Source organism: Achromobacter sp. 1012554356 (assembly GCF_059760815.1).
The window spans coordinates 1-21,316 of sequence record NZ_JCBANC010000075.1; the positions used below are offsets into that span (position 1 = coordinate 1).

A 21,316-nucleotide genomic window follows, 5' to 3' on the forward strand; every position below is an offset into this window, starting at 1 on the left:
CGTCTCCACGCCGGCAGCACCGGCCGCCGCCCCCGCCGCGCCCGCGGCAGGCGCCGGTCTGGGCGGCCTGTTCAAGCGTCTGGTCGGCTGGCTGACCGGTGGCTCCGAACCCGCCAAGCCCGCCCCCGCTGCCGCCGAGGAAACCGCCAAGCGCGCGGGCTCGTCGCGTGGCAAGGGCCGCGGTGGCCATGATGGCCAGGAACGCCGCGGCGAACGCCACGGCTCCGACCGCAACCGCAACCGCCGCGGTGAAGGCCGTGGCGAAGGCGCCGAGGCCTCCGAAGGCGGCCGTCATCACGTGCGCGGCAACCGCCGCTCGGATGCCGAGCGCGGCGATCGCAACAACCGTGGCGAAGGCCGCGGCGAGCGCGACACGCCGGCCGCCACCCAGGCAGCCCTGGCGTCCGCCCGTCCTGAACAATCGCCCGAGCTCAATGGTGAAGACACCGGCGCCGGCCGCAATCGCCGCCGTGGCCGTGGCCGCAACCGCCGCGAGGAAGGTCAATCCGACGCGCCGATGAGCGAACAGGAAAGCATGGTCGCCGCCTTGGCCCAGACGGTCGCCACCGCGCTGCCGGACGCCAAGTCGGATGCCAAGCCCGCCGCCGAAGCCCAGGACGACGTTGACGCTGACGAGTCTGCCGACACGTTCGCCGGTGCTGAAGGCGCCGAAGGCGCCGCGGATCCCGAGCGCAAGCGCCGCCGCCGCCGCAGCCGCCGTGGCCGTCGCAGCCAGGACGAAGCCGGTTTGGCCGGTACCGACGAGCAGCAGGAAGACGGCGCTGAAGATGCTGGCGAACAGCAGGCCGAAGGCGTTGAAGCCCAAGCCGCCGCGCCCGTCCAACCGGCCGCCGAGCAAGCCGCTCCCGCCCCCGTGCAGCAGGTTCAAGCGCCGGCCCAGCCCGTGCAGACCGCCGCCCAACCCGTGCAAGTCCAGGCCGAACCGGTTCAAGCCCCCAAGGCTCAGCCCGTCCAAGCCGCGGCCGAGCCGGCAGTTGAGCCCTCGGCGCAGCCCGCTGCCGAGCCCGTGACCCAACCGGCAGCCGAGCCCGTCCAACCGGTGCAGACTGCGCCGCAAGCGACCCCGCCCGTTGCTGTGCAACCCGCCAGCGAGGCTTCGGCCCCCGCGGCGCCGGTCCAGGCCCCCGTGGAAGCGCCCGCCGCCGAACCCGTGGTTCAGACGCCGGCAGTTGCGCCCGTTGCTCCGGCCCCCGCGCCGGTCGCGCCGGCCAGCGCGCAACAGCCCATCGTGGTGCCTGCCGTTGCCCCCGCTGCCAAGGCGCAAGCCCTGCACGACGTGGTCAACGCCGCTGGCCTGAAGTGGGTGGAAACCGACCCGGAACGCCACGCGCAAACGCAGCAGCGCATTGCCTCCTCGTATACGCCGGTCCGTCTGGGCCGCGAACGCAAGCCGGTGACGCCCGTCTCGAACGAGCCGCTGGTCCAGGTCGAAACGCGTCACTAAGCCGCAAGGCCGTCAGGGCCTCGCCCTGACAGACACAGCACCCCGCACGCCGGAAACGGTCTGCGGGGTGTTTTTTTATGGCGTCAGTCGCCCGACGAGCGGCGCGACTGCGGATCGAGCGCCCGGCCCGCCTCCTCCACGAAGGCTTCCGCCAGGGCCGAATGCGGCATATGGCGCGCCCACAGAATGCCCATCCGGCGCAGCGGCGCGCGCCCGGGCAGCAGCACGCGCTTGACGCGGCGGCTGTCGAGCCAGTCCGGCGCCCAGTCGGGCACCAGCGACACCCCCAGCCCCTCCGACACCATGCAGGCGATGCCCATCAGGCCGTCGACCTCCAGGCGCTCGCGCGGCGCGATGCCGTGCTGCCGCAGATACTGGTCGGCCAGACGCCCGCCCCAGACGTTGCGGTCGTAGCGGATGAAGGGTTGTGTGCGCATCAGCTCGTGCGCATCGTTGCCCGGCGTATCGGGCGGCGCAAGCACAACGAGCGGCTCCTCGGTCACCTGCTTCCAGGCATAGCCCTTGGACAGGTTGAACTGCGGCTTGACGATGAACGCCGCGTCCAGGTCGCCGTTGATGACGCGGTGGTACAGATGGTTGGAGGTGCCGGGTTCCATGAAGACCGCCAGCTTGGGCATCCGCCGGTACAAGCGGGCCAGCACGATAGGCATGATGCCGGTCAGGGCCGAGGCCGAGACGCCCAGCCGCAGCTCGCCGAGCGGCGCGTCGTCCGTGGCGCTGGCTCGCAGGTCGCGCACCTCGCGCAGCACGCTGCGGGCACGCTCCAGCACCTTCAGGCCGGCTTCGGTCGCCTTGACGCTGCGGCCGACGCGCTTGACCAGCGTGGCGCCCAGTTCTTCTTCGAGCGTGCGCACGCGCGCGGCAATGGCGGCGGGCGTCAGGTCCAGCCGCCGCGCCGCCTCGGCCAGCGAGCCGCTTTCGATGACCGATACAAAGCTCTGCACATATCGCGTATCCACGGTCTCCCCTTCTTGTAGCTGTGTGGCGCGACGGGTGGCAGACCACAACAATTTTATGGATTGAACCCATTAAACAGCAGATGTTCGGTGGGCGGATCGGTGCCAGAATCGGAAATTGCAGCCGCGCGGCCGCGGCGCGTCCTTTTCATCCATCCAATAACGAGTAGAGACATGACGACCCCTGCCCGCATTCCCGGCGTTTTTTCTCCGGTCCTCACGCCGTTCGATGAGCGCTATCGCCCGGCCTTGGGACGCTACGTGAAGCACTGCCGCTGGCTGCGCGAGCAGTCCGTCGGACTGGCGATTTTCGGCACCAACTCCGAGGCGAACTCGTTGTCGCTCGCGGAAAAGCACACGCTGCTGGATGCGCTGCTGGAAGCGGGCGTGGAGCCGTCGGCCCTGATGCCCGGCACGGGCGCGTGCGCGCTGCCCGACGCCATCGCGCTCACGCAGCATGCCGTGCGCAGCGGCAGCATGGGCGTGCTGGTGCTGCCGCCCTTCTACTACAAGGGCGTCAGCGACGAAGGCCTGTTCCGCTACTTTGCCGAGCTGATCGAAGGCGTCGGCGACGACAAGCTGCGCCTGTACCTGTATCACATCCCGCCCGTCAGCCAGGTGCCGCTCAGTCTGGACCTGATCGACCGTCTGCTGACCCGCTATCCCGGCATCGTGGCGGGCGTGAAGGACAGCGGGGGCGACTGGGCCAACACGGCGGCGATGATCGAGCGTTTCACGCCGCGCGGATTCCAGGTCTATGCGGGCAGCGAGGCATTCCTGCTGCAGACCCTGCGCGCGGGCGGCGTCGGCTGCATCACGGCCACGGGCAACGTCAATCCGGGTCCCATCGTGGCCCTGCAGCAGCGCTGGCAGGAGGCTGACGCCGACGCGCGCCAGGCCGGGCTGAACGCCACCCGCAACGTGTTCCAGCAGTTCCCCATGATTCCCGCGATGAAGGCGGCCATCGCCTGGAAGTCGGGCGACGCGGCATGGGCCACGGTGCGCCCGCCCCTGGTCGAGCTGAACGCCGCGCAGACGGACGCACTGAAGACCGCATTGCAGGCCAATGGTTTTGACATGCCGGGCGCCGACTCGCTGTCCGACGCCTGAGCGCCGGGTCCCGCGCGCGGACGGTCACGACTGCCCGTCCGCTGTCTGCTTTCTGGACGCGGTCAGCTCACGACGCCGATGTTCCAAGGCACGAACTCGTGATCGCCCAACCCCAGCAACTCGCTCTTGCTGCGGGCGCCCGAGGCCACGCGCAGGATCTCCTCGAAGATCCGCTGCGCCACCTCTTGCAGCGTGGCGGTACCGTCCAGGATGTCGCCGCAATTGACGTCCATGTCTTCGGTCAGCCGTTCGTACATCGGGGTGTTGGTGGCAAGTTTCAGCGACGGCACCGGCTTGGCGCCGAACATCGAGCCGCGGCCCGTTGTGAAGCAGATCATGTTGGCGCCGCCGGCGATCTGCCCCGTTGCCGACACCGGATCGAACCCCGGCGTGTCCATGAACACCATGCCCGGCTGGCGGACGGGTTCCGCGTAGCGATAGACCTCCATCAGCGCCGTGGTGCCGCCCTTCATTGACGAGCCCAGCGACTTCTCGAAGATGTTGGCCAGACCGCCCATCTGGTTGCCGGGACTGACCTTGCCGTTGATCTGCACGTCGCGGCCCGGTGAATACTCTTCCTTCCACCAGCGGATGCGCTGGACCAGCCTCTCGCCGACTTCGCGGCTTCGGGCCCGCGACGTCAACGTATGTTCAACGCCATAGATCTCCGGCGTCTCGGACAGGATGGCCGTGCCGCCGTGGCGCACCAGGATGTCCATGGCCGCGCCCAGCGCAGGATTGGCGGTGATCGACGAGAAGCCGTCAGAGCCGCCGCACTGCAGGCCGATCTTTAGGTGACGCGCGGACACCGGCTCGCGGCGCACGTCATTGGCGGCGGGCAGCATCGTCTTCACGGCAGCGATGCCGGCTTCGATCGTTTTGCGGGTGCCGCCGGTCTCCTGCATGATGAACGTCTGCAGCCGCGCGCCTGCTTCCAGGCCCTGGTCCTTGAGCAGCGCATCGAGCTGGTTGCGTTCGCACCCCAGGCCGACGATCAGCACGCCCGCGAAATTCGCATGACAGGCGTACCCGCCCATCGTGCGCCGCAAGAGGTCCATGGGCTCGCCGGACATTTCCATGCCGCAGCCCATGCCGTGACTCAACGCCACCACGCCGTCCACGTTGGGATAGGCAGCCATAACCTCTTCCGTGAATGCGGACGCAATCCGGTGCACCACCGTGGCCGAACAGTTCACGGTGGCGAGGATGCCGATATAGTTGCGCGTGCCCACCTGGCCGTTAGCGCGCACGATGCCCTGGAATTGCGCCTGCTCCGATTCGGGCAGCACGGGCGTCGGCACGTAGTCACGGGCATGTGCGTAGTCGCGGTCGAACTCCTGAAAGTCCATGTTGTGCGAATGCACGTAGGTGCCGGCGGGAATGTCCGTCGCGGCAAAGCCGATGCACACGTTGTATTTCAGGATGGGTTCGCCCGCCCGCAGATCGCGCGCCGCGATCTTGTGCCCGGCGGGCACCTGGCTGCGGCTGACCAGGTCTTCGGAAGGCACGGCGGCGCCGATGCCGATGGGCACGCGCGCCACCACGACGTTGTCGGCGGAATGCAGCCGGATGACGGGACCGGCGGCGCGTTTTTCGGTGAAGTCGATCATTTCGTTGTCCTATTCACTCCGGCTTGATGCCGATGTCGCGGATCAGCACCGACCAGCGCGGCAGTTCAGCGCCCACGAATCGGCTGAAGGCGGCTGAGTCGCTGCCGACCACCGTGAAGCCCTGCTCGCTCAGCTTGGCCTGCATGTCGTTCTGCGCCAGCGCCGTGCGGATCGAAGCGGAAAGCTTGTCGACCACGGACTTGGGCGTCTTGGCCGGCGCAAAGACGCCGTACCAGGTCGAGACCTCGAAGTCCTTGAAGCCCGATTCGGCCAGTGTCGGAATCTCGGGCGCTTTCGGATCGCGCTTCAGACTGGTGATGGCCAGCGGGCGGACCTTGCCCGAGGCGATGTGCGGCAGCGCCACCGGCAGGTTCGCGAACATGTAGGGCACATGGCCGCCCAATACGTCGGCGATGGCCGCCGACTCGCCCTTGTAGGGCACGTGCGTGACCTTCGTGCCGACCCGGTGCGCGTACAGCTCGCCGGCGATGTGCTGCGGGCCGCCCTGCCCGGACGACGCGTAGCTCAGCGCGCCGTTGCCGGCCTTGCGGATGTGCTCGGTGAGCTCGCCGACGCTCTTGACGTCAATCAGCGCCGGATTGACCACGAGGATGAGAGGCATGGTCACGACCTGCGACACCGGCTCGAAATCGGTCTCGGGCTTGAACGGCAGCGTGGGGAACAGGGACGGCGCCACGACCATGGTGGATTGCGATCCGAGAAACAGTGAATAGCCGTCTGCGGGCGAGCGCGCAACGTTGTCTGCGGCAATGGTGCCGGTGGCGCCCGCGCGGTTTTCCACCACGATCTGCTGGCCCAGGCTCTCGGACATCTTGGCGCCGACCAGACGGGCCACGATATCCGCGCCGCCGCCCGGTGCAAAACCGACGACCATGCGCAAGGGCTTGTTCGGGAACTCGTCGGCCAAGGCGGCGGACGAGACGGTGGCCAAGGCAACGGCCAGACCGGCGGCGCCGGCCATGCGCGCCATGTGGCGCACCTGCGTACAGGGGTATTTCATCTGAGTCTCCGTGTGCCGCCTGCCGGGCCTGGCCGCCATCGCCCGTGCAGCGGCGGATCGAAGCCCCGAGCGACGGCTCGTTGTGGTTTTGGGTGTCGCCAGGGCATTCTGGCCATTGCACTCAACACCAACAAGTACGTGGACACGCAGTCAAAACATAATTTTTTTGTGGTTTCAGCAGCGACGTGCATCCGTGCCATGCGCCGCGCCGGGGCGAAAAAAAACCACCCCGAAGGGTGGTTTTCAAGATCTGCGAGCAGGACGCCCGCTCAGGCGAGCGCGCCCCGCGGGGGCATGCGATCAGAACTGGTACGTGTAGGTGAGCTGCACCACGTCCAGGCCCGGGTTCGGGCGCTTGATGCTGGCGTTCGAGAAGTGCGAGTAACGCACGCCGATACGGTTGTTGGGCGTGACCAGGAAGCCCACGCCGACGTGGTCGCCGAACTGGAACGCCGTGCTGATGTTTTCGTTGGCAAAGCGCGTGCTGGAGAACAGCGTGGCGCCGATACCCGCTTCGATGTAGAAGCGTTCGCCGGTCCACCAGCGGAACATCGGGATGGCGCTGAACTGCCAGACGTGACCCGGCGAGCGCGAGCCATCAGCCTGCCAGTACGACGCGCCGAATTCGGGCGTCAGGTCCAGACGCCCCCAATTGCCGCCGAATTGATAGGTCCAGACCGAGGCAGTTTCGTAATTCAGGGTCAGGCGCTTGTAGTGGTCACCAATGCCATAGTGCAGGCTGACGCCGCCTTGGGTGCCCTCGGACGACTGGGCGCTAGCAAAGGTGGCAACCCCTGCCAAGGCAAGGCCGGCAAGGCGCGTCAGCATTTTCTTTTTCGTCGACTGCATGGGATCAACTCCATCTATTTCTGGACTAACGGGGAACCTTAGCAAAATCCGGACCAACACGCTTTGCGCATGTCGCAATATGGCAACAAACAGGCATGGAAAAGACTGTTCCGAAAATCGCGGGATTCAGGCTTGTGAAATTGCGCTAGCGGCCAGAGCAAGTCTCGTGCCCAGCCGAGTGCCTTTCGCGAAAAAAACCGCCGGAAGCGCAAGGCTGCCGGCGGCATCTTTTTTGGCGCCGGCGCGGCCGTCATGCGGCAGCTCCGGCGACGACAGCAAGCTTAAGCGGTGACCACGTCGGCCGGCTGGTTGTTCAGCAGCGCGAGCAGGCGGGCGATTTCCTCGCGCAGCTGGCGGCGGTCGACGACCATGTCGATCGCGCCCTTCTGCAGCAGGAACTCCGCGCGCTGGAAGCCTTCGGGCAGCTTTTCACGCACCGTCTGTTCGATCACGCGCGGACCCGCAAAGCCGATCAGGGCCTTGGGCTCGGCAATGACCACGTCGCCCATGAAGGCAAAGCTGGCCGAGACGCCGCCCATGGTGGGATCGGTCAGCACGCTGATGAACGGCAGGCCGGCGGCCGACAGGCGGGTCAGCATGGCGTTGGTCTTGGCCATCTGCATGAGCGACAGCAGGCTTTCCTGCATGCGCGCGCCGCCCGAGGCGGCAACGCAGATGAACGGGGTTTTGTTGTCCAAGGCCGCTTGGGCGCCGCGCGCAAAGCGCTCGCCCACCACCGAGCCCATCGAGCCGCCCATGAATTCGAATTCGAAGCAGGCCAGCGTGGCGGGCACGCCGCGGATCGAGCCGCTCATGACGACCAGCGCGTCGCTTTCGCCCGTGGCCTTGACGGCCTCTTGCAGACGCTCGGGGTACTTGCGCGTGTCCTTGAATTTCAGGGTGTCGACCGAACGCGTGTTCTGGCCGATTTCGACGCGGCCTTCCATGTCCAGCAGTGAATCGATCCGGGCGCGAGCCCCGATCCGCATGTGGTGGTCGCACTTGGGGCAGACGTGAAGATTGGCTGCCAGGTCTTCGCTATACAGCACCGATTCGCACGACGGGCATTTCACCCAAAGGCCTTCGGGGACGCGGCGGGCGCCGCTGTCGCTGGTTTTGTTGATGCGAGGCGGCAGGAGTTTATCGATCCAGCTCATTGAGTATTCATCCCGTTTGAGATCGCGACCCGGCCGCTCAGGCCGACGCGTTCTCTCGTTTTACTTGATCCAGCGCCTGCCGGATGGTGCGCAGCCAGCCGCTGGCGGCGGCGACTGCGGCGTCGGTTTGCTGGGCAGCCGGTGCGTTGGCGACCGCCTGCTCCATGGTTTCAATCAGTTTGCTGCCGATGACCACCGCATCGGCGGCGCGCGCCACGCGCTGGGCACTTTCGGCGTCGCGGATGCCGAATCCCACGCCCACCGGGATGTCTCGCACGTGGCGGCGAATGACGGCCACGCGGTCGGCGACGTCGTCGGTGTTCAGCGAGCCAGCTCCCGTCACGCCCTTGAGCGACACGTAGTACACATAGCCGCGCGCAACGGCCGCGACGGCCTTCATGCGGTCTTCGGTGGAAGTGGGCGCCAACAGGAAGATGGGCGCAATGCCGTGTTCGCCCAGGGTGGCGGCGAACTCGATGACTTCTTCGGGCGGATAGTCGACGACCAGCACGCCGTCCACGCCGGCCTGCGCGGCGCGGCTGGCGAATTCGGCCTGGCCCATGCGTTCGATGGGATTGGCGTAGCCCATCAGGACCACGGGCGTCGCGGTGTCACGCTGGCGGAAGTCGGCCACCAGCTCAAGCACGCGGGCCAGACCCACGCCTTGCGCGATGGCGCGGTCTGCGGCGCGCTGGATGACCGGGCCGTCGGCCATGGGGTCCGAGAACGGCACGCCCAGTTCGATGACGTCGGCGCCGGCGTCAACCAGCGCATGCATCAGCGGCACCGTGGCGGCGGGGGAAGGATCGCCGGCGGCGATGTAGGGAATCAGGGCCGCGGCGCGGCCGGATTCTGCGGTGCGCGCGAAAGCCGCGGCAATGCGATCGGTGCGGGTTGTCATGTTCAGAGCTCGATACCGGCGCGTTCGGCGACGGTGTGCATGTCCTTGTCGCCCCGGCCAGACAGGTTGACCAGGATGACGGCGTCACGCGGCAGCGTGGCGGCCATCTTGACGGCCTGGGCGATGGCGTGCGACGACTCCAGCGCGGGCATGATGCCTTCGATGCGGCAGCAGTCGTGGAAGGCTTTCAGGGCTTCGTCGTCGGTGATGCCGACGTACTCGGCACGGGCAGAATCCTTGAGCCACGCGTGTTCCGGACCTACGCCGGGATAGTCCAGGCCGGCCGAGACGGAGTGCGTTTCCTGGACCTGGCCGTCGGCGTTCTGCATGACGTAGGTGCGGTTGCCGTGCAGCACACCCACCTGCCCTGCGGCCAGCGATGCGGCGTGCTTGCCGCTGTCCATGCCCTCGCCCGCCGCCTCGACGCCGATCAGGCGCACGTTTTCGTAGGGGATGTAGGGATGGAAGATGCCCATGGCATTGGAGCCGCCGCCCACCGCCGCCACGACATAGTCGGGCTGGCGGCCGATGGCCTCGGGCATCTGCGTCAGGCATTCGTTGCCGATGACGGTCTGGAAGTCGCGCACCATGCGGGGATAGGGATCGGGACCCGCTACCGTGCCGATGATGTAGAACGTGTTTTCGATGTTGGTGACCCAGTCGCGCATGGCTTCGTTCAGCGCGTCCTTCAGGGTGCGCGAACCGGAGTTCACGGGCACCACCGTGGCGCCCAGGAGCTTCATGCGGTAGACGTTGGAGGCCTGGCGGCGCACGTCTTCGCTGCCCATGTACACCACGCATTCCATGCCGTAGCGGGCCGCGACCGTGGCGGTGGCCACGCCGTGCTGGCCCGCGCCGGTTTCGGCGATGACGCGCGGCTTGCCCATGCGCTTGGCCAGGAGGGCTTGGCCAATGCAGTTGTTGACCTTGTGCGCGCCGGTGTGGTTCAGGTCTTCGCGCTTGAACCAGATCTGGGCGCCGCCCACGAGTTCCGACCAGCGCCGGGCATGGTAGACCGGGCTGGGCCGGCCCACAAAATGCTTGAGCTCGTAGTTGAACTCTTCCAGGAAGGCGGGATCGACCCGGTAACGGTCGTAGGACGCCCGCAGCTCGTCGAGCGCGTGCATCAGCGTTTCCGCCACGAAAACACCGCCATAAGGCCCGAAATGGCCCTTGGCATCCGGAAAGTCGTAAGGTTTCACCAAAGCATCTCCCCCGGGATCGCGGCAGGCCACTGCCGGCCGCAAATCCGGTTTGCAACCCGTCATTTTACCTGACGCGGACGGCACCGGCGCGCCGCCCGCCCTCGGGCTTCCCGCTGGTCAGAGGGACTGGCCCATGCGGCGCAGGAAGGTTTCGCACGCGGCGAGCTGGTCCAGGGCCACGTACTCGTCGGGCTTGTGGGCCTGTTCGATGTGGCCGGGGCCGCAGACCACCGTGGGGATGCCGATGCCCTGGAAGAGCCCGGCTTCGGTGCCGTAGGCGACCTTGCGCGTGGCGCGGTCTTCGGTCAGGGCGCGCACGAGCTGGGTGATGGCGGCTTCTTCGGAGGCCTCCAGGGCGGGCGCGGCGGCCCCGGTCTCGATTTCGATGGTGGCGCCGTCGAATTCGGCTTTCATCTTGGGCAGGAGCTCTTCACGCACGTATTTTTCGACTTCGGCCTGGATGTCGTCGGGACGCATGCCCGGCAGATTGCGGAATTCGTAGGTGAATTCGCACAGCTCGGGGATGGTGTTGACCGCGATGCCGCCCCGGATCTGGTTGGTGGTCATCGTGGAGAACGGGACGTCGTAGAACTGGTCGTAGGGACCGTTGGCCTTGAAGCTGTCGGCCAGGTCGCGGATGCGGCAGATCAGGCGGGCGGCGTATTCAATGGCGTTGCAGCCGCGCGGCGTGAGCGACGAGTGGGCCGCCTTGCCGTGCACCTTGCAGCGGAAGAGATTGATCCCCTTGTGGGCCACCACCACCTGCATGCCGGTGGGTTCGCCCACCACGCAGCCCTCTGGGCGGATGCCGCGTTCGTGCAGGTCGGCCAGCATGTACGGTGCGCCCGCGCAGCCGACTTCCTCGTCGTAGGAGAACGCCAGGTGGATGGGCTTCTTGCGCGGCATGGCCATGAATTCGGGGACCAGCGCCAGCGATCCGGCGATGAAGCCCTTCATGTCGCAGGCGCCGCGGCCATAGAGCAGGCCGTCTTTTTCGATGAGTTTGAACGGGTCCGAGCTCCAGTCCTGACCGTCCACCGGCACCACATCGGTGTGGCCCGACAGGACGATGCCGCCCTGCTGGTTGCCGTCTTGCGCGGGCAGCGTGGCGAACAGGTTGGCCTTGGTGCGCTCGGGGTTGTGCGCCAGCCACGCCTCGACGCCCTGACCCTTGAGCCAGTCACGGACGGTTTCGATCAGGGCAAGATTGGAATTGCGGCTGGTGGTGTCAAAGCCAACCAGCGTTTCCAGCCAGGTGCGCGCGTTCATGTCACTACTCTCGTGGGGAAAAGACGCAGTGTAAAGCCAGGCAGGGGCGGCGTGTCGGACGGGCCTGCCGCGAACGTGTTTCAGACGGCCGGCCGGACGCCCGTTGCGGCAAAGCGCCTAGAATGTCGCCCGGAAATTAAAAGCCCCCAAGGAGATCCCGTGCAGCACAAAGCAGTCCCCACACGCAACATCGTGGCAGCGGTAATCGGCAACGCGCTCGAATGGTATGACTTCCTGGTGTTCGCGTTCATGACGCCGATCATCGCCAAACTGTTCTTTCCCACCGACCCCAGCGTCCCCGGCAGCGAACTGAACGCCATCCTCATGACCACCGCCATCTTCGGCGTGGGCTTCTTCATGCGCCCGGTGGGCGGCATCATTCTGGGCCTGTACGGCGACCGCAAGGGCCGCAAGGCCGCCATGGTGCTGGTGACCTCGCTGATGGCCGTATCCATCGCGCTGATCACCGTCGCGCCGACGTACCACGCGGCCGGCATCCTGGCCCCGATCTTCATCCTGATCGCGCGACTCTTGCAAGGCTTCTCGGCGGGCGGCGAATTCGGCACGTCGACGGCGCTGCTGATCGAAATGGCGCCCAACGGCAAGCGCGGCTTCTACGGCTCGTGGCAGATGGCGGGCCAGATGCTGGCCCTGTTGATCGGCGCGGCCTGCGGCACGCTCATCACCGAGTTCTTCACCGAGCAGCAGATTGCCGACTGGGCATGGCGCCTGCCGTTCGCCTTCGGCCTGGTGATTGTGCCTATCGCCATCTATATCCGCCGCAACGTCGACGAAACGGACGCCTTCAAGCAGATGAAGGAAGCCGACCGTCAGGCCGCCGAACGCGGCGAGGTCAAGCGCCTGTCGCTGGGCCAGATGCTGCGCACCCACACGCGCGAGACGCTGATCGGCGTGGGCCTCGTGGTGACGGCCACGGTGTCGATCTACATCACCTTCACGTATCTGGTCACGTATTCGACCAAGGTGCTGATGCTGCCGCTGAACCACACGTTCCTGGTGCAGATGGCCGGCGCGGCGCTGATGGTGGTGCTGACCCCGTTCATGGGCGCCTGGTCCGACCGCGTCGGCCGCCGCCCCCTGGTGATCGGCTCCTTGATCGGCTACCTGATCGTGCTGTACCCGCTGTATTTCTGGCTGTCGGACGCGCCTTCGATCGGCCGCCTGCTGACCGTGCAGATCGTGGTCTGCATTTTCGTGTCGGCGTTCTTCGGCGTGTTCAGCACGGTGATGGCCGAGCTGTTCCCGGCGCGCGTGCGTTCCGTGGGCCTGTCGCTGGCCTATAACGTGGCGGTGATGATCTTCGGCGGATTCGCGCAGTTCATCGTGACCTGGCTGATCAAGACCACGGGCTCGCCCATGGCGCCGGCCTACTACGTGATGTTTGGCGTGGCGCTGGGCCTGGTTGCCGCGTTCTACATGCGTGATCGTGCGCATGAAGCGCTGGAGCACTGAGGCCTGAACCGCCTCGCGCCGCTGCCTGGCCCTCGCGCCAGCGGCGGCCAGTGCGAAGACTTATCCGGCAGCGGTTCCCGCTGCCGGAGGCTGCGCCTAGCGGCGCATCGCCGACGACACGCCCTGCACCTCGGCCAGGGCGTCCAGCGCGCGGGACAGCGATTCGCCGCCGCGCACTTCCACCGTGAACACCATGTGGGCCAGCGACTGCTTGCTCTGCGTGTTCACGCCCACGACATTCAGGCGCAGGCGCGCAAACACTTCCGACAGGTCGCGCAAGAGGCCCGACCGGTCATGCGCGCGCACGCTGATGTCCACCGGATAGAAGGTGTCGGCCGTTTCGCCCCACGCCACCTCGATGACGCGTTCGGGCTCGCGCGCGGCGAGCGCCAGATAGCTGTGGCAGTCGCGGCGATGGATGGACACGCCGCGCCCCCGCGTCACGAAACCGGAGATCGCATCCGGCGGGGCCGGGCGGCAGCAACGGGCAAGTTGCGTCAGCAGCGACCCCACCCCCACCACCAGCACGCCGCTCTTGCCGCTTTTCTCGGCGCTGCCGGCGCTGGCGTGCCGCAAGGCGGCCGGCGTGGGCTCGACCGCGGGCGCCGGCTGCTGGAACACCGCGTCGATCTGGCGCAGGCTGAATTCTTCCTTGGCTGCGGCGACGTAAAGATCGTCGGCGCGCGCAAAGCCCAGGTTCTGGGCCAGCTGTTCCAGGTTGATGGCCGTCTTGCCCAGACGCTGCAATTCCTTTTCGACGAGCGCCTGCCCCTGTGTGATGCGCTGCTGCAGTTCAATCGCGTTGAACCACATGCGCACCTTGGCGCGAGCACGCGGGCTGGCCAGAAAGCCGAGCTGGGGATTGAGCCAGTCGCGCGACGGGCCGCCGGACTTGGCGGAGATGATCTCCACGGTCTGGCCGGTGGACAGATGCGTCTGCAGCGGCACCATCTGCCCATCGACGCGCGCGCCGCGGCAGCGGTGGCCCAGGTCGGTATGCAGGTGATAGGCGAAATCCACCGGCGTCGCGCCGGCGGGCAGTTCAATCACGCGCGCCTGAGGCGTCAGCACGTAGATGCGTTCGTCGGTATGCGCCGGCGCCGTCACCGCGCCGCGGCTCTTGCCCGCGGCGGCCCGGCCCGTGGCGGGCTTGGCGGGTTCGGGCGGCGTGTCTTCGCCACCCTCGACATCGGTGTTCCAGGCCAGCAGCTGGCGCATCCAGGCGAGCTGCCGGTCGTATTCGCTGGACGCGGCGACCTGTCCGCCCTTGGCGCCCGCTTCCTTGTAGCGCCAATGCGCGGCCATCCCGTATTCGGCGAACTGGTGCATCTCGCGCGTGCGGATCTGCACTTCGAAGGGACGGCCGTCGTCGTCGGCCACCACCGTGTGCAGCGACCGGTAGCCGTTGGGCTTGGGCCGCGAGATATAGTCGTCGAACTCGTCGGACAGCGGCGTCCACATCTCGTGCACCATGCCCAGGGCCGCGTAGCAGGCGCGCACGTCGTCGACGATGACGCGCAGCGCCCGCAGGTCATACATCTGTGAGAAATCCAGGCGCTTGACGCGCATCTTGTTCCAGATGCTGTAGATGTGCTTGGGCCGGCCGCTGACCTCGGCATCGATCCCGCTCTTGGCAAGCGCCTGCTGCAGGCGCGTGATGGCGCCCGCGATGAAGGCCTCGCGCTCGGCCCGTTTTTCTTCGAGCAGGCGGGCGATGTGCTTGTACTTGTCGGGTTCGAGGAAGCGGAAGGACAGGTCTTCCATTTCCCACTTGATCTGCCAGATGCCCAGCCGGTTGGCGAGCGGCGCGTACAGGTCCAGGGTTTCGCGGGCGAAGCTGGGTGAGCACGGCGCCTTGCTCTCGGCGTGCCAGCGCAACGTGCGCAGCCGGGACGCCAGGCGCATCAGCACGATGCGCAGGTCGGCCGCCATGGCCAGCAGCATCTTGCGCTGCATTTCCTTTTGCGAACCGCTTTCGGCCGAGGCATCGCTGGCCTGCCGGGCCACCACCCCCAGGCGCAGCAGCGCATAGGCACCCTGCACCAGGCGCGCGATTTCCGCGCCGAAGGCAACGGCGACGGGATCGTTGCGCAACGAAGGCGCGGGGGCCATCAGGTCGGTGGGCAGCGCGGCCAGGAGGGCGGCGGCGCGCGTGGCGGCATCGGTGTGCATCGCCGCCAGGATGCGGACGACACCGGCGGCGTGTCCGGCCAGCGGCTCGCCTGTCAGGGCGTTCTGGCCTTGGAAGCGTGGTTCGGCCCAGCAGGCAACCCGGTCCAGCAATGCCAGGCCCTCGGCATCCAGGCCCGCCCCGGCCTCCTGCCGCCAGGAAGCGTCAAATGGCGAAGGCGCATCGGGAACGGACGGGGCGGACATGACGGGGCGTAGCGCAGGTATCGGGTTGAATATTTCGACACTCTACACTAGGGTTCAGTCACCCTGAACACACTGCCGCATCCCGGCATATGGAAGGAACCAAAGCTTATGTTGCGCTGGCTGAAGGGCCGCGGCGCCCGCCCGTCCGAAGTCGCCGAGATGCAGGCCCGCATCCCGCCCGAACTCTGGCGGCAGGTGCTGGACACCTACCCGTTTCTGGCGGCGCTGACCGAAGGCGAAGCCACCCAATTGCAGGCGCGCGCCGCCTGGCTGCTCGCCAGCAAGACGATCAATGGCGCGCAGGGCCTGGAGGTCTCGGATTTCATGCGGCTGTCCATCGCCGCGCAGGCCTGCCTGCCCATCCTGAATCTCACGCCCGAGCTGTATGAGGGCTGGGACGAGATCATCGTGTATCCCGCCAGCTTCCGCATCCCCCGGACGCGCGAGGATGAGGACGGTGTGGTCCACGAGTACATCGAGGACGCTGCGGGCGAAGCCTGGGAAGGCGGGCCGCTGGTCCTGTCCTGGGAAGACACGCAGCTGTCCGAGGGCGGATTCAACGTGGTGATCCACGAATTCGCCCACAAACTGGACCTGCGATCAGGGTTTGCGGACGGCATGCCGTCGCTGTCGGCGCATCCCGAGATCAAGCCGCGTGCGTGGCGCCAGGTGCTGGACGACAGCCTGGACCGCTTCATCGCGGCGGTCGACGCCGTGGAGGCGGCGATTCCGCGCGACGTGGATCCCGAAAGCGAGGAAGCGGACGCCTGGTACGGGCAATTGCCGATGGATCCCTACGCCGCCACGGACGAAGGCGAGTTCTTCGCGGTCAGCTCCGAACACTTCTTCGTGGACCCCTACCCCATGCAGCAGGCCCTGCCCGAGTGGTATGCGATGCTGCGGGCTTATTACCGGCAGGATCCGCTGGAGCGGTACGCATGAAGCAGTTGCTGATCGTCTGGCATTCGCGCACCGGCGCGGCGCAGCAGATGGCGCAGGCCGCGGCGCGCGGTGCGGCCTGGGCGGCCGCTGCCCTGGAGCAGCCGGACGATCTGCGCATCGAGATGCTTCGCGCGCAGGATGCCGGCGCCGACGCCTTGCTGGCCAGCCAGGGGTTTCTCTTCTGCGCCCCCGAGAACCTCGCCAGCCTGAGCGGCGAGATGAAGGAATTCTTCGACCGCAATTACTACGCGGTGCTGGACCGCATCCAGGGACTGCCCTACGCCGCCCTGATCAGCGCAGGCAGCGACGGCTCGGGCGCGGCCCGGCAGGTCGATCGCATTTGCACGGGCTGGCGGCTGACGGCGGTGGCGCCGGCCGTCATCGTGAATATGGGCGCGCAGACGGCGGCGCAGATTCTGGCGGCCAAGACGGTGCCGGCTGCTGAACTGGCGCGGTGCGAGGAACTGGGCGGCCTGCTGGCGGGGATGATGCTGATGGGCGCGTAAAAAAACCCTCGGCTCACGCCAGAGGGTTTTTTCGCAAGGCCTGGCGGAGCCGGCCCTGATCGCGCATCAGAGCGCGGCCGTCACCACGATCTCGACCTTGTAGTCGGGGTTGGCGAGGCGGGCTTCGACGGTGGCGCGGGGGGGCGAGTTGCCGTCGGCGACCCATGCGTCCCAGGCCTTGTTCATGCCGTCGAATTCCTTCATGTTGGCCACGTAGATCTGGGCCATCAGGATCTTGGTCTTGTCGGTGCCGGCTTCGGCCAGCAGGCGATCGATCGTTGCGAGCACTTGCTCGGTCTGGCCGGTGATGTCCAGCGTGGCATCGTCCGGCACCTGGCCTGCCAGGTAGGCCACGCCGTTGTAAACGGCCATGTCCGACAGGCGCTTGGTCACGTGAAAGCGCTTGATGCTGCTCATGAGAATTCCCCTAGAGTCGAGTGGTTTGGGTGGAACTGGGCAAGGCTGCCCGCGTGCGGCGCGCGAGCGTCGTCAGGCGGGCGGCAATTGGAAAACCTGGCGCAGATAGGCCAGGTAGGCGGGATCGTCGCACATCGTCTTCTCGGGCGCATCCGACACCTTGGCGACCGGCTGACCGTTGCAGCGGACCATCTTCATGACGATCTGCAGCGGTTCGTGGCCGAGGTCGTTGGTGAGATTGGTGCCGATGCCGAAGGACACCTTGCAGCGGCCTGAGAACTGGCGTGCCAGCTCGATGGCGCGCGGAAAGGTCAGCGAATCCGAGAACACCAGGGTCTTGGCGCGCGGATCCACGCGGTTCTTGCGGTAGTGCTCGAGCAGGCGCTCGCCCCAGATGAAGGGATCGCCGGAGTCGTGGCGCGCGCCGTCAAAGAGCTTGCAGAAATACATGTCGAAGTCGCGCAGGAACGCATCCATGCCGTAGACGTCGGACAGCGCGATGCCGAGGTCGCCGCGGTATTCCTTGGCCCACACTTCCAGCGCGAACACCTGCGAATCGCGCAGGCGCGGACCGAGCGCCTGGCACGCCTGCAGGTATTCGTGGCCCATGGTGCCCAGCGGCAGCACGTCGTGCTCCTTGGCGAGCAGCACGTTGCTGGAGCCCGCGAAATGCGGACCCATCTCGGCTTTCAGGGTGGTGACGATCTCTTCGTGCCAGGCCTTGGAGAAGCGGCGCCGCGTGCCATATTCGGCCACGCGGAAGTCGGCCAGCGCGGGATCGTCCAGCACGAGGTGCATCTTGGACTGCAGGCGCTTGCGGCCTTCTTCCCAGTCCGGATGCTTGCGCGTGTTGCGGAAATAGACCTCGTTGACGATGGCCAGCACGGGGATTTCGAAAAGGATCGTGTGCAGCCACGGGCCCTTGACCTCGATGCTGATCTCGCCGGGTCCCTCGCCTTCGCTGATGTGGATGCAGCGCTCCGGCATGTGGAACAGACGCAGGAAATCAACGAAGTCGCTTTTGATAAAGCGCAACCCGCCCAGATATTTAAGTTCGTCGTCCGTGAAGCGCAACTGGCACAGCTGATGCACTTCGTGGCGGATTTCGTCCATATAAGGGCGCAAATCCACGCCCTTCGTACGGCATTTGTACCGGTACTCGACCTGGGCAGCGGGGAAATGATGCAGCACCACTTGCATCATGCTGAATTTATACAGGTCGGTGTCGAGCAGCGAAGTAATAATCATGATTGCGCGTTTCGTTTCGCGACACCATAGCACGAAGAACAGGGCCTTCGGCACGATGGGCCACGCTGTCAATACGGGTATTGCCGACACATCCGCGCGGCATTGGGTAAAATCCGCCCATTAAGACACATCTGCCGCCGAGCCCCGGAGTTCCTGAATGACCCACGTAGTCACCGAAAACTGTATCAAGTGCAAGTACACCGATTGCGTAGACGTGTGCCCGGTGGACTGTTTTCGTGAGGGTCCGAACTTCCTCGTGATCGACCCAGACGAATGTATCGATTGCGCGGTCTGCATCCCTGAATGCCCCGCCAACGCGATCTACGCCGAAGAAGACGTGCCGCAGGACCAACTCAATTTCATCGCGCTGAACGCCGAACTCTCTCCGGAATTCGCCAGCATCAGCCGTGCCAAGAAGCCCCTGCCCGACGCCGACGAATGGAACGGCAAGCAGGACAAGCTGCAATACCTGGAAAAGTAATCCACGGGCGCCGGCCGCAAACCGAACCGGCGCTTTCGTGCGATGTCCCGATGACCGACGACTCCAAATACACGCGCCAGACCATCACCAGCGTCCACACCTGGGTGCCGGACAAACTGTTCTCCGTGCGCGTGTCACGGGACGAGGCCTTCACCTTCCTGCCGGGACAGTTTGCCCGGGTCGGCCTGCCTGGCGCCGAAGACCCCGACGGTCCGCCCACCCTCTGGCGCGCCTATTCCATGGTCTCGGCCCCGCATGAGCCGGGGCTGGAGTTCTATTCCATCGTCGTTCCCGAAGGCCTGTTCAGCCCGCGCATGGCGCGTCTGCAGCCGGGCGATGCGCTGTATGTGGAAAAGACCCCCTACGGCTTCCTGACGCTGGAGCGCTTTGCACCCGGCGGCGACCTGTGGCTGCTTGCCTCGGGCACCGGCCTGTCGGCCTATCTGTCCATCCTGCGTGACCCCGCCGTCTGGCGCGCCTATAACCGCATCATCCTGGTGCACGGCGTGCGCACCGCGGCCGAGCTTGCCTACCGCGACGAAATCGACGCCTGGCGCCGCGATCCGGCCCTGGCCGAGGAGTTTGCCGCAGACCCGGGCAAGCTCGTCTACCTACCCATCGCCACCCGCGAAACCGTGCCCGGCATGCCGCAAGCGCGCATCACCACGCTGATCGCCGACGGCGGCCTTGAACAATTGGCCGGGCGCCCGCTGGATCCCGAGACCGCCAAAGTCATGCTCTGCGGCAACCCCGCCATGTTGGCGGAGGCACGCAAATTGCTGGGTGAGCGTGGGTTCAAGCCCGGCCGCCGCGGCATTCCGGGCAACCTGGCAGTAGAAAACTACTGGTGATCCGCCACGCTGTGGCGTAGTGCATAAATCCTCCGTTTGGCATCACCGCGGGGCATAAAAGCGGCCCTAAACTGGTGCGAAACACATGACGGGTCGCTTTTTAGCAACATAAACCGGCAGTTTGCCGGCCATTCTTCAGGCTGATTGGGAATATCGTTACGCCCCGGAGCAATAATCGGGGCACACGCTCGACCCAGAAGGACTTCCCCGAAATGCTGTACCAATTGCACGAAATGCAGCGCGCTTTCCTGACTCCGTTCGCTGCATTCACGGATGCCGGTTCTCAGCTGTTCTCCAGCCCCTACAGCCCGCTCGCCTACACCCCGATTTCCCGCCAGATGGCTGCCGGGTACGAGCTGATGACCCGTATCGGCAAGGAATACCAGAAGCCCGCCTGGAATCTTCCCTCCACCCAGATCGCCGGCAAGTCCGTCCGCGTGATCGAAGCCGTGGCCCTGGACAAGCCGTTCTGCCGCCTGGTGCATTTCCAGCGCGACGTACGGCTGGCCGGCAAGAACGATCCGAAGGTCCTGCTGGTCGCCCCGCTTTCCGGACACCACGCCACCCTATTGCGCGACACCGTGCGAGCCCTGCTGCCCCACCACGACGTCTATGTGACCGACTGGGTCGACGCGCGCATGGTGCCGCTGGCGGCCGGTCCGTTCCATCTGAACGACTACGTGCGCTATGTGCAGGACTTCATCCGCCATCTGGGCCCGGACGTGCACGTCATTTCCGTCTGCCAGCCCACGGTGCCGGTGCTGGCCGCGGTGTCGCTGATGGCGTCGGCCAACGATCCCTGCCAGCCGCGCAGCATGGTGATGATGGGCGGCCCCATCGACCCGCGCCAGTCGCCCACGCAGGTCAATCGCCTGGCCACCACCAAGCCCTATTCGTGGTTCGAGAACCAGGTGATCCACCCCGTGCCGCCCCGCTATCCGGGCGCTGGCCGCCGGGTGTATCCGGGGTTCCTGCAGCATGCGGGATTCATGGCCATGAATCCGGACCGCCACATGAAGTCGCATTACGACTTCTACCTGGATCTGCTGCGTGGCGACGACAGCGACGCCGAAGCGCATCGCCGTTTTTACGACGAATACAACGCCGTGCTGGACATGCCGGCCGAGTTCTACCTGGATACGATCCGCATGGTGTTCCAGGACTTCTCGCTGCCCAACGGCACGTGGGAAGTGGACGGCAAGCTAGTGCGCCCGGCCGACATCAAGGACGTCGCCCTGTTCACCATCGAAGGCGAACTGGACGACATTTCCGGCCAGGGCCAGACGCGTGCCGCCATCAAGCTGTGCAAGAACATCCCGGCCGACCGCAAGTCGCATTACACCGCCCCGAACTGCGGCCACTACGGCATTTTCTCGGGCCGCCGGTGGCGCGAAATGATCTGCCCTAAAATTGCCGAGTTCATCCGGCAATCGGCTTGACGACGGCCCCGCGCCGGCC

Annotated in this window: 18 protein-coding genes and 1 pseudogene; 8 read left to right on the forward strand and 11 right to left on the reverse strand. The window is 66.3% G+C overall.

Annotated features, from left to right (window positions below; translation table 11 throughout):
* Positions 1 to 1,465 (forward strand): annotated as a pseudogene (locus tag AC6LJW_RS26440) (ribonuclease E/G); the annotation flags it as partial.
* Between the two features lie 83 nt (positions 1,466 to 1,548).
* On the opposite strand, the gene AC6LJW_RS26445 reads toward AC6LJW_RS26440, so the two are convergent.
* Positions 1,549 to 2,445: a LysR family transcriptional regulator gene (locus tag AC6LJW_RS26445; protein ID WP_498088726.1), complete on the reverse strand. Its 897-nt coding sequence runs from the start codon at positions 2,443 to 2,445 to the stop codon at positions 1,549 to 1,551.
* Between the two features lie 171 nt (positions 2,446 to 2,616).
* On the opposite strand from AC6LJW_RS26445, the gene AC6LJW_RS26450 reads away from it, so the two are divergent.
* Positions 2,617 to 3,552: a dihydrodipicolinate synthase family protein gene (locus tag AC6LJW_RS26450; RefSeq protein WP_498088727.1), complete on the forward strand. Its 936-nt coding sequence runs from the start codon at positions 2,617 to 2,619 to the stop codon at positions 3,550 to 3,552.
* A 62-nt stretch (positions 3,553 to 3,614) separates the two neighbouring features.
* Here AC6LJW_RS26450 and AC6LJW_RS26455 read toward each other — a convergent pair whose 3' ends face one another.
* The 7 genes from AC6LJW_RS26455 to argE all read right to left on the reverse strand — a co-directional run bounded on the left by AC6LJW_RS26455 (position 3,615) and on the right by argE (position 11,564).
* Positions 3,615 to 5,162 (reverse strand): UxaA family hydrolase, encoded by a 1,548-nt coding sequence (locus AC6LJW_RS26455; protein ID WP_056568094.1) that lies wholly within the window; start codon positions 5,160 to 5,162, stop codon positions 3,615 to 3,617.
* 13 nt (positions 5,163 to 5,175) lie between these two features.
* A complete protein-coding gene (locus tag AC6LJW_RS26460) occupies positions 5,176 to 6,183 on the reverse strand; it encodes a Bug family tripartite tricarboxylate transporter substrate binding protein (RefSeq protein WP_056568097.1) in 1,008 nt (335 codons plus the stop codon).
* Between the two features lie 300 nt (positions 6,184 to 6,483).
* Complete coding sequence (locus tag AC6LJW_RS26465) at positions 6,484 to 7,032, reverse strand: acyloxyacyl hydrolase (protein ID WP_056568100.1); 549 nt, start codon at positions 7,030 to 7,032, stop codon at positions 6,484 to 6,486.
* Positions 7,033 to 7,313: 281 nt separating this feature from the next.
* A complete protein-coding gene (gene accD / locus AC6LJW_RS26470) occupies positions 7,314 to 8,189 on the reverse strand; it encodes an acetyl-CoA carboxylase, carboxyltransferase subunit beta (RefSeq protein ID WP_056568103.1) in 876 nt (291 codons plus the stop codon).
* Between the two features lie 37 nt (positions 8,190 to 8,226).
* Positions 8,227 to 9,090: a tryptophan synthase subunit alpha gene (gene trpA, locus AC6LJW_RS26475; protein WP_056568106.1), complete on the reverse strand. Its 864-nt coding sequence runs from the start codon at positions 9,088 to 9,090 to the stop codon at positions 8,227 to 8,229.
* Between the two features lie 2 nt (positions 9,091 to 9,092).
* Positions 9,093 to 10,292, reverse strand: coding sequence for a tryptophan synthase subunit beta (gene trpB / locus AC6LJW_RS26480; RefSeq protein ID WP_056569454.1), 1,200 nt, complete (start codon positions 10,290 to 10,292; stop codon positions 9,093 to 9,095).
* 120 nt (positions 10,293 to 10,412) lie between these two features.
* Positions 10,413 to 11,564 carry an acetylornithine deacetylase gene (argE, locus tag AC6LJW_RS26485; RefSeq protein WP_056568109.1) on the reverse strand — a complete coding sequence of 384 codons (1,152 nt, stop codon included), beginning with the start codon at positions 11,562 to 11,564 and terminating at the stop codon, positions 10,413 to 10,415.
* A 159-nt stretch (positions 11,565 to 11,723) separates the two neighbouring features.
* On the opposite strand from argE, the gene AC6LJW_RS26490 reads away from it, so the two are divergent.
* Positions 11,724 to 13,037: an MFS transporter gene (locus tag AC6LJW_RS26490; RefSeq protein WP_056568112.1), complete on the forward strand. Its 1,314-nt coding sequence runs from the start codon at positions 11,724 to 11,726 to the stop codon at positions 13,035 to 13,037.
* A 96-nt stretch (positions 13,038 to 13,133) separates the two neighbouring features.
* Here the strand turns inward: AC6LJW_RS26490 and AC6LJW_RS26495 are convergent, their stop codons facing one another.
* A complete protein-coding gene (locus AC6LJW_RS26495; protein ID WP_427985746.1) occupies positions 13,134 to 15,413 on the reverse strand; it encodes a RelA/SpoT family protein in 2,280 nt (759 codons plus the stop codon).
* Positions 15,414 to 15,521: 108 nt separating this feature from the next.
* Between AC6LJW_RS26495 and AC6LJW_RS26500 the strand changes: the two genes are divergently transcribed.
* A complete protein-coding gene (locus tag AC6LJW_RS26500; protein ID WP_056568117.1) occupies positions 15,522 to 16,355 on the forward strand; it encodes a M90 family metallopeptidase in 834 nt (277 codons plus the stop codon).
* Positions 16,352 to 16,861 carry an NAD(P)H-dependent oxidoreductase gene (locus tag AC6LJW_RS26505; RefSeq protein ID WP_498088728.1) on the forward strand — a complete coding sequence of 170 codons (510 nt, stop codon included), beginning with the start codon at positions 16,352 to 16,354 and terminating at the stop codon, positions 16,859 to 16,861. The genes AC6LJW_RS26500 and AC6LJW_RS26505 overlap by 4 nt, the downstream gene beginning before the upstream one ends.
* A 66-nt stretch (positions 16,862 to 16,927) precedes the next feature.
* Here AC6LJW_RS26505 and AC6LJW_RS26510 read toward each other — a convergent pair whose 3' ends face one another.
* On the reverse strand, positions 16,928 to 17,278 hold the full coding sequence (locus AC6LJW_RS26510) for a RidA family protein (RefSeq protein ID WP_056321843.1): 351 nt from the start codon (positions 17,276 to 17,278) through the stop codon (positions 16,928 to 16,930).
* A gap of 72 nt (positions 17,279 to 17,350) precedes the next feature.
* The gene (gene pncB / locus AC6LJW_RS26515; protein ID WP_056569457.1) at positions 17,351 to 18,526 is read right to left on the reverse strand and encodes a nicotinate phosphoribosyltransferase; all 1,176 of its coding nucleotides are present in this window, start codon (positions 18,524 to 18,526) and stop codon (positions 17,351 to 17,353) included.
* A 157-nt stretch (positions 18,527 to 18,683) separates the two neighbouring features.
* Here pncB and fdxA point away from each other — a divergent pair, with 157 nt between their 5' ends.
* The 3 genes from fdxA to AC6LJW_RS26530 all read left to right on the forward strand — a co-directional run bounded on the left by fdxA (position 18,684) and on the right by AC6LJW_RS26530 (position 21,297).
* Entirely contained in the window at positions 18,684 to 19,007 is a 324-nt protein-coding gene (gene fdxA / locus AC6LJW_RS26520; protein ID WP_006389264.1) for a ferredoxin FdxA, read from the forward strand.
* 50 nt (positions 19,008 to 19,057) lie between these two features.
* Positions 19,058 to 19,858 (forward strand): ferredoxin--NADP reductase, encoded by an 801-nt coding sequence (locus tag AC6LJW_RS26525; protein WP_056568122.1) that lies wholly within the window; start codon positions 19,058 to 19,060, stop codon positions 19,856 to 19,858.
* Between the two features lie 212 nt (positions 19,859 to 20,070).
* Entirely contained in the window at positions 20,071 to 21,297 is a 1,227-nt protein-coding gene (locus AC6LJW_RS26530) for a polyhydroxyalkanoate depolymerase (protein WP_498088729.1), read from the forward strand.
* Positions 21,298 to 21,316: the final 19 nt, after the last annotated feature.